General features: G+C 43.3%; 7 protein-coding genes. 1 reads left to right on the plus strand and 6 read right to left on the minus strand.

What is annotated here, in order from left to right; all coding sequences use genetic code 11:
• Nucleotides 1-139: 139 nt before the first annotated feature.
• The 5 genes from F6K52_RS27650 to F6K52_RS27670 all read right to left on the minus strand — a co-directional run bounded on the left by F6K52_RS27650 (nucleotide 140) and on the right by F6K52_RS27670 (nucleotide 5,540).
• On the minus strand, nucleotides 140-355 hold the full coding sequence (locus F6K52_RS27650) for a DUF3285 domain-containing protein (RefSeq protein ID WP_293085984.1): 216 nt from the start codon (nucleotides 353-355) through the stop codon (nucleotides 140-142).
• A 153-nt stretch (nucleotides 356-508) separates the two neighbouring features.
• A protein-coding gene (gene prfB, locus F6K52_RS27655) for a peptide chain release factor 2 (RefSeq protein ID WP_293085987.1) occupies nucleotides 509-1,619 on the minus strand; the annotation gives its coding sequence in 2 pieces (ribosomal slippage) (nucleotides 509-1,546 and nucleotides 1,548-1,619; 1,110 coding nt in all).
• A 100-nt stretch (nucleotides 1,620-1,719) separates the two neighbouring features.
• On the minus strand, nucleotides 1,720-2,811 hold the full coding sequence (locus F6K52_RS27660) for a hypothetical protein (RefSeq protein ID WP_293085991.1): 1,092 nt from the start codon (nucleotides 2,809-2,811) through the stop codon (nucleotides 1,720-1,722).
• Between the two features lie 721 nt (nucleotides 2,812-3,532).
• Complete coding sequence (locus F6K52_RS27665) at nucleotides 3,533-4,318, minus strand: HAD family hydrolase (protein WP_293085994.1); 786 nt, start codon at nucleotides 4,316-4,318, stop codon at nucleotides 3,533-3,535.
• A 379-nt stretch (nucleotides 4,319-4,697) separates the two neighbouring features.
• Entirely contained in the window at nucleotides 4,698-5,540 is an 843-nt protein-coding gene (locus tag F6K52_RS27670) for a pentapeptide repeat-containing protein (protein ID WP_364420012.1), read from the minus strand.
• Between the two features lie 307 nt (nucleotides 5,541-5,847).
• Here F6K52_RS27670 and ilvD point away from each other — a divergent pair, with 307 nt between their 5' ends.
• Complete coding sequence (gene ilvD, locus F6K52_RS27675; protein ID WP_293085997.1) at nucleotides 5,848-7,533, plus strand: dihydroxy-acid dehydratase; 1,686 nt, start codon at nucleotides 5,848-5,850, stop codon at nucleotides 7,531-7,533.
• A gap of 152 nt (nucleotides 7,534-7,685) precedes the next feature.
• Here ilvD and F6K52_RS27680 read toward each other — a convergent pair whose 3' ends face one another.
• Nucleotides 7,686-7,898 carry a helix-turn-helix transcriptional regulator gene (locus F6K52_RS27680; RefSeq protein WP_070391668.1) on the minus strand — a complete coding sequence of 71 codons (213 nt, stop codon included), beginning with the start codon at nucleotides 7,896-7,898 and terminating at the stop codon, nucleotides 7,686-7,688.
• Nucleotides 7,899-8,180: the final 282 nt, after the last annotated feature.

An 8,180-nucleotide genomic window follows, 5' to 3' on the forward strand; every position in this document is an offset into this window, starting at 1 on the left:
TCCTCTTCCGTTGCCGATTGGCTAGGTCTCGGCTTCCTTAAACATGGGTCTACCACTATGCTTACTGTTCCTTTACGCTTGCTCTCTTCTTTGAGATAGCCGTCAAAAGTAAGTTTAACGAACTTAACAAACTCTTTAACTAACGGGTTAGGTAGGCAAGACCCACCATTAAGGCCAATAAACCAGAAACGGTGAGGAAAAAGTGCCTCAGGGATTTACCTCCCTTACGCACCATATTGCGCATGGCTAACTTGGTGTAACTAGGCTTGGGCTCACTTGAACCGCTATCGGCTGGGGCTGTAGTTGTATCCAGACCTTGTTCTGGTTCTTCGGTCGGTGAAGGTGGGTTGCTCATCGAACACAAGTACTCTACGTAATAATTGATTTGCTGATTTTAATGTAACAGCAGACTTAACAATTTTTACTGCTTATTTCAAACTTGACCACTGACCATTTATCAGTAATAATCAACCAACTTTGACTATCACTAATGATAGGTCATTAGTGATTAGTTAGTTAACTGATTTTCTTGACGCAGATACGCTTCAATGAATAAGTCAATATTACCATCAACGACATCATTAACTGCTGTGGTTTCCACACTAGTGCGCAGGTCTTTCACCATCTGGTAAGGATGAAACACATAATTTCGAATTTGGTTTCCCCAAGCTGCTTCCACCATGTCCCCTCTAATTTCGGCAATTTCTTGAGCTCGTTGCTCCTCAGCAATCACGAGTAGCTTAGCTTTCAGCAGTACTAAGGCTTTTTCTTTGTTTTGCAATTGAGAACGCTCCTGAGTACAGCGCACAGCCAGGCCGGTAGGAATATGGACAATCCGCACGGCAGTTTCTACCTTATTGACGTTTTGCCCTCCCTTACCACCAGCACGGGAGGTGGTAATTTCTAAATCCTTCTCGGGGATTTCCAGCTCAACGGTATTATCCACCGCAGGCATCACTTCTACTCCAGCAAAACTAGTCTGTCGCTTACCGTTAGCATTAAACGGGGAAATTCTAACCAGTCGATGAGTACCTTTCTCGGCTTTCAGGTAACCATAGGCGCGGAGTCCGTCTATTTCCAGAGTGGCAGACTTAATCCCAGCTTCATCCCCTGGGGAAATTTCCGCTAGGTGGGCTTTATAACCATGGTTCTCTGCCCAACGGGTGTACATGCGCAGTAATATTTCAGCCCAATCTTGGGCATCGGTTCCACCAGCCCCCGCATTGATGGTGAGGACAGCACCTAATGCGTCGTAGGTACCAGATAACAGCTGTTCCAACTCCCAGCGATCGAGTTCTTTATTCAGCTGAGTCAAGTTGGTTTGAGCTTCTGCAAGCAGTGCCTCATCGGTTTCTAGTTCTAGCAACTCCAATATCGCTTTAGTGTCTTCCAAACTGGATTGCCACTGTTTATATCGTTGGAGGTTAGATTTTAGGTCGTTGAGTTGTTGAAGGATCTGTTGAGCTGACTTTTGATCGTCCCAAAAATCCGGTTGAGCTGCCAGCTGCTCTAAATCTTGAATTTTGGCATTGAGAGCAGCAATGTCAAAGATAGTCCTGGGTTTTACCCAGGCGCTCCGACAAGATTTCAACTGCCCGTTTCTGGTCTACGGTTTCCATAATGCTTAAATCATTTACGACACCATTATAACACCACCAGGGGGAATCAATTCTTCCTCGGAGGAAATTATCTCAACCAATTGAGAACTGCTAGATGATATCATAACGCCTTCTCGTCCAGCTCAGAGAATAACTCCAGCAGTTTTTGAGTATAAGGAAGCAACAGGTACATCTGATCTGACTCTACACGAGCCTTTATTTCATCTACCAGCAACTGCAACATTTTTTCCGCCAGTTTCCAACTTACGTCTACGCTAGGAAATACCAGTAAACACAACGGCAACAGTTCCTGTTCTATTGATGTCATATTCCCTTCCAAAGCACATAGCCATAGGTAACCCTGGAACATTTCTAAATCTCTGATAGTCGAAGTCTTTATTCCTGGATCGTCCAGCCCTCCCCGACGGCTAAAATGACCAGATTGCAATTCCCCTGTGCGTTGGTAAACAGTCTGAGCAATATCCTGACTAGCAGGTAAGAGTTGCTCCACTAATGCTAAGGTAGGTGAGTTAAAATCATGCAAAGCCGCTGCATTACAGATTCGTTGCCAGGGGATAGAAACTTGCTCCTCCACAAACTTAAAGTAGGGACTGAGCAAGATTTGTTCTGGCAATGTCAGCCGATTGAGTACTAATTTAGTGCTGAAGTGAAACTGTGTGGTAACAAAACCAATGGCTCTACGGTCTTTTGCTGATATATGTTGCTCCCGCATTTGCCGCAATACAGGTTCGAGAGAGGTGGCTAGCTTTTCTATGGCTGGCAATTCTAGCGCTACCATTGTCCACGGGCTAGATAAATCTGTGAAGAAATTAATTGTCTCTCCTAGTCGTATTGCTGCCATTAAACTAGGATTCGGCGATTGCTCCTGGTAAATTTCCAGTACCTTGTCATAAACCGAGCAAACAAGTTCAGCAATTCGCTTAGCCTCGGTCAAATTAACCACATTAGGAATATACGAGAACATAGCATCTGTTTTTATTCCCGCACACTCACAGTTAATTTGGATTAAACGGTGTAACTTGGTAACTGTTTGAGTGCGCCCCTTTCTAGAAGCAACGTCTAGCAAATCAGAAATTTTTAAAACATCATTATTTGTAGCGATAATTGATAAATCTGGTACATAGCGATTTGCCCAAAAATTGACTAAGCGCTCAACCGATGTTTTGTTGAATCTTGGAGTGTTTATCAGCAAAGCTTTTTCCTCTGATACCTAAAAAAATATTTATATAATCCCTTTAAGTCAATTTTTAATTGTGGCGTTAAATCCAACAATTAATTGTGAAAGCTTTAAAAAAGCTGTAGAGCACTCCATGAAAACTAATAGCAAATATCAATTATTCGGTATATTTACAACAAAAAAAACTGAATAATAGGTAATGGCTAGGGAATAATGAGTAATCAGTAATGAGTAATGGGTAATTGGTAATTTTAGTAGGTGCATCCCATTGTCAGAAAAATAAAATTTTGTCAGAGGAGGTCAGGAACATCGCGGAGGTTCCAAGCGATGAGTAAAATCTCCGCCAGTTTCATCTTGCCCATCTTCACCATCTTCACCATTTTCTGCAAACAGATTCTCTTGAATTGCCCTCACTTATTTAGTGTTTGTTTTATTTATAAACATGATAAACGTGATTCATTAGAATTGCGTAAAGATTTATTAAAGTTTATTTAACAAAAATAAAGACAATGTTAAAGTATAGCGTTTCCAAATTAATCGTGAACAACAAACTAGCTGGCTGAAAGTCTTTGTTAAACACGGTGCTTGTTTGAAAAATCAAGTGGAAACACTATCACCAAATTAAACACTGATATGATGTATGGTTACCAATTAGTAATTACCAATTACTAATTACCAATTACCAATTACCAATTACTAATTACTAATTACTAATTACCAATTACCAATAAAGCAATTATCCAGTAAAGGTTTTAAGTAGTAACAATTGTGCTAACTCGCAAAAGCCTTCAGATTCTTTAGCATAAGTCACATAAGCTGGCTGATGAGTCAAATAACTAGTGTAGTCTAAGACATTAGCCACTCCTACTGATAAAGGAAACTTGCTGGTATCAAACATAGACTCATCATTAGGACTGTCACCAACGGTCATAATTTCCTCTGGTTTGAGTTGGGGAAAGTGTCTGGTTAACACTTGCAGCAAGCCTGTTCCTTTATCTTGCTCGATTGGCTTAATATGGCACTGAACTGTACTGTAAGTGAAGCCCCAACCCTGTTGTTGACAGAGTTCTGCCAGGGTTTGTAATTGGACAGAGGCTAGTCCTTTAACATCAAATGCCCAATCCGTCAACCGAAAGCGGTTATCCACAGATTCTTGTAGCTGGGGAAATTGAGCTTTTAGGACTTGAAAGGTGTGATTGAGACTCTGGCGATGCTGGGTTAAATCTTCAATAGGGGTTAAAATTTCTGGGATTTCACTATCTTTGGGGAAATATATACCGCCATTTTCTGCGATCGCTCCGATCACCGGCAGATAAGTTTTCAGACCATTGACCCAGCCAGCGGAACGACCAGTAATCAGCAATACTTGGATTCCTGTCTTGGCCAATTCTTCTATGGCATGGAATAAGGAGGAAGTAAATTTGCCACTCAGAGTTAGGGTGCCATCAATATCGGTAGCAATTAAACTAATACTTTCAAAGCGATTAGTCTCAAAAGCCTCAGACAGAGGTGCAAGGGACATAAAATTATAGGAACTTCCAGCTAATTATTCACCGAATGTAATACTAAACCCTGGGAGGACAGTTTGACTGAGCAAAAGCTGATTAAGTTTTAGGAAATTTTAGGTCAATGTCAGTTTCCTATAGCCGCCTTTATATTTAGGTTGTAAATTCATCGATTTTTGAAAAAGGCAAGAGGCAAGAGGCATGCATGCAAGAGGGGCAAGAGCTCCAGAGTTTTATAGGAAAATAAAAAAGACCTTCTGAGTTTACATCTCAAATACAAATGCTATATCCAGCCCTGAAGCAATCGGAGCGGCTGAGTATAATTGCTCGATATCCTACTAGACTTTGAGATTCGGTCGTGATTGGGCTGATCAAAATCTGGCTTCAACTGTTCAACTATTGATGCTGACTGCCACTTGGCATGATCGCTTTGCTAAGTTTAGCATCACGCAGGTTAGCCTGGTTGAGGTTAGCATCAATTAAAATAGCTTCAATCAATATTGCCTCGGTAAGATTCGACCAACACAGGTTAGCTCGGTATAAATTAGCCTTAGTGAGATTAGCACCATGGAGAATTGTCCAACTCATCCTTGCTCCTCTGAGATTCGCATCCGTTAGGATAGTGTTTCTCATGGTGCAGCCACTTGCTATGGCACCACTCAAGTCTGCTTGATTGAGATTGGCCTTAGTCAAGTTGGCTCCACTGAGCAGGGTATGGGACAAATTTGCACCAATCAGATTAGCTTCGATCAGAATACAATTGTTGAGGGATGCTCCCTCTAAAATCGCTCCGTCCAAGAGGGCTTGGGAAAGCTTGGCTCGGTTTAAGGATGTGCTAATTAGTTTTGCCTGACTCAAGTTAGCATCCTGGAGAATTGCCTCACTCAGAATTGCTTCACTCAGATTAGCTTTACTAAGATTGACTCCAATCAGGCGGCAACTGCGTAGATTGGCATTACTCAAGTTAGCCTTGGCTAGATTTGCTTGACTGAGGTTACTAACAATGAGGTTGGCTTCACATAGGTCACTTCCCTGTAGATTTGCACCAGATAAATTCGCTTCTCGCAGATTGACACCTTTAAGGATAGCGCCCTTGAGACAACTCTGGCTGAGATTAGCACGTCGTAGGTTAGCTTGGCTAAGGTTTACTCCCGCCAAAGATACTCCCTCTAGATTAGCTTCTGGAAAGTCCCGTTCTCCAGCAGCATATCGCTTCAATAATTCTGCCCCATCCATCATGATTCCTTTAATCTTGACAACTAATCAGCTACGTGGTTCTGCTATATGGCATCTAATATGAATTATTATTGCTAGAATATGCTAGCTTTATTTGCCAAAGTGCCAGCAAAAAGCGCAATGATAGTGTAATCATGTCTTGGTCAGACAATGAAATATTAGGGAGTAGACAAGAGGCAAGAGGCAAGAGGCAAGAGGCAAGAGGCAAGAGGCAAGAAGCAATAGGCAAGAGGGAGTTATGATAGCTAAATTTGATAGCTAAATCTAAAATCTCTGATAGAGACTCTAACCTTTGAGGGGAACATTATCCATGCCGGAGAATTTGAGAAGCCAAGTGGTTACCCAAGGTGTTCAGCGAGCGCCTAACCGAGCCATGCTGAGGGCTGTTGGTTTCAGTGATGACGATTTTACTAAGCCCATTGTTGGTCTTGCTAATGGCTACAGCACTATTACTCCGTGCAATGTGGGGTTAAATGATTTGGCCAAACGAGCAGAGGCGGGATTGACAAGTGCTGGTGCTATGGCTCAGATGTTCGGTACCATTACCATTAGTGACGGGATTTCCATGGGAACGGAAGGGATGAAATATTCCCTGGTATCCCGAGAAGTAATTGCTGATTCCATTGAGACCGCTTGTAATGGCCAAAGTATGGATGGGGTTTTGGCAATTGGCGGCTGCGATAAGAATATGCCAGGAGCGATGATTGCTATTGCCAGGATGAATATCCCAGCAATTTTCGTTTATGGTGGCACGATTAAACCAGGACATCTCGATGGTGAAGATTTAACGGTAGTTAGTGCCTTTGAAGCGGTTGGGAAACACAGTGCTGGCAAGATTGATGACGCTAAACTCAAGGCGGTGGAACTGAACGCTTGCCCTGGTGCTGGTTCTTGTGGCGGCATGTTTACCGCTAATACTATGTCCTCTGCTTTTGAGGCAATGGGGATGAGTTTGCCCTATTCTTCTACCATGGCGGCGGAAGATGCTGAAAAAGCTGATAGTGCTGAAAAATCTGCGTTTGTGTTGGTCGAAGCAATTCGCCAGCAAATACTACCAAGGGATATTTTAACACGTAAGGCTTTTGAGAATGCGATCGCAGTAATTATGGCAGTAGGTGGCTCTACCAACTCCGTCTTGCATCTGTTAGGGATCGCCCATGCTGCTGGAGTAGAGTTATCCATTGATGACTTTGAAACCATGCGGGCTAAAGTACCAGTGCTGTGTGACCTGAAACCCAGTGGTCGCTATGTCACTGTGAATTTGCACCGCGCCGGGGGGATTCCCCAAGTCATGAAAATGCTGTTAGTCAATGATTTGCTCCATGGGGATGCCTTGACTATTTCCGGCCAAACGATAGCGGAAGTGTTAGCAGATGTACCTGATCAACCCCCTGCTGACCAAGATGTAATTCGTCCTTGGGATAATCCTATGTATGCTCAAGGACACTTAGCGATTCTGAAAGGTAATCTAGCCACAGAAGGCTCAGTAGCAAAGATTACTGGAGTAAAAAATCCTCAAATCACCGGTCCAGCACGAGTATTTGAATCAGAAGAAGCCTGTTTAGATGCGATTCTGGCCGGTAATATCAAGTCTGGTGATGTGATTGTGGTGCGCTATGAAGGACCAAAGGGTGGTCCAGGTATGCGGGAAATGCTGGCTCCCACCTCAGCCATTATTGGTGCTGGGTTAGGTGATTCCGTGGGATTAATTACCGATGGACGATTTTCTGGCGGTACTTATGGCATGGTAGTCGGTCATGTGGCACCAGAAGCAGCAGTTGGAGGTGCGATCGCATTAGTCCAAGAAGGGGATATGATTACCATTGATGCCCATCAGCGTTCCTTACAACTAAATCTGTCCGATCAAGAATTAGAGCAACGGCGCGCTAGTTGGCAACCACCCAAACCCCGTTATACCACAGGGGTATTGGCTAAGTATGCCACCTTAGTCTCTTCGAGTAGTGTCGGAGCAGTAACGGATTTAGACTTGGGTTAACAGCAACTTACTAATTGGTAAATTTGCGATTTAATCTGTCTGGGCGGGTTTAGTTTGTTAGTAATCTCAGACATCAACCCGCCCCTGGTCAATGTTTGTAGAGCATTTCGTTCTTACGCCCCATCACCCCATCTCCCCATCTCCCCATCTCCCTACTCTTCAATAACCTCTACCAAATCTTCAACCATAACATCAAAAGCGCGAGCTAGCTTCAGAATTGCTGTAAAGTCCGTCATACTCATGGCGTCACGTCGGGCATAACTAGCCACAGTGCTATAGGTTACTCCGGAACGGTCGGAAAGTTCTTTCAAGGTCCAACCCTTCTCTGCCGCTAATTCTCGAACTCGTAACCTAATTAATCCCATTTTGGACTTGACAAACTACGCAACTACATATTTAATAGTAATTAGAATATTCGGGATACTCTTAAACCGTCATAAATCTGGATAAAACCGGATAAAACGGTCAAGGTGCATTCTATTGTTGCCCGAGTGAGGAGTGGTCATGCAGCAATTGGAGTTAAGCCTCCCACTCATCTATCTGGGCGCTCCTTGCATCCCGGCAAGGAGTTCCTTGAAAGCCCGAGTTTTACTATGCTTAAAGTCAAGCCATCCAAGCTCAACCGCATCAGCCAAACTCAGTCCCAT

Source organism: Moorena sp. SIO3H5, from assembly GCF_010692395.1.
Taxonomy (GTDB): domain Bacteria; phylum Cyanobacteriota; class Cyanobacteriia; order Cyanobacteriales; family Coleofasciculaceae; genus Moorena.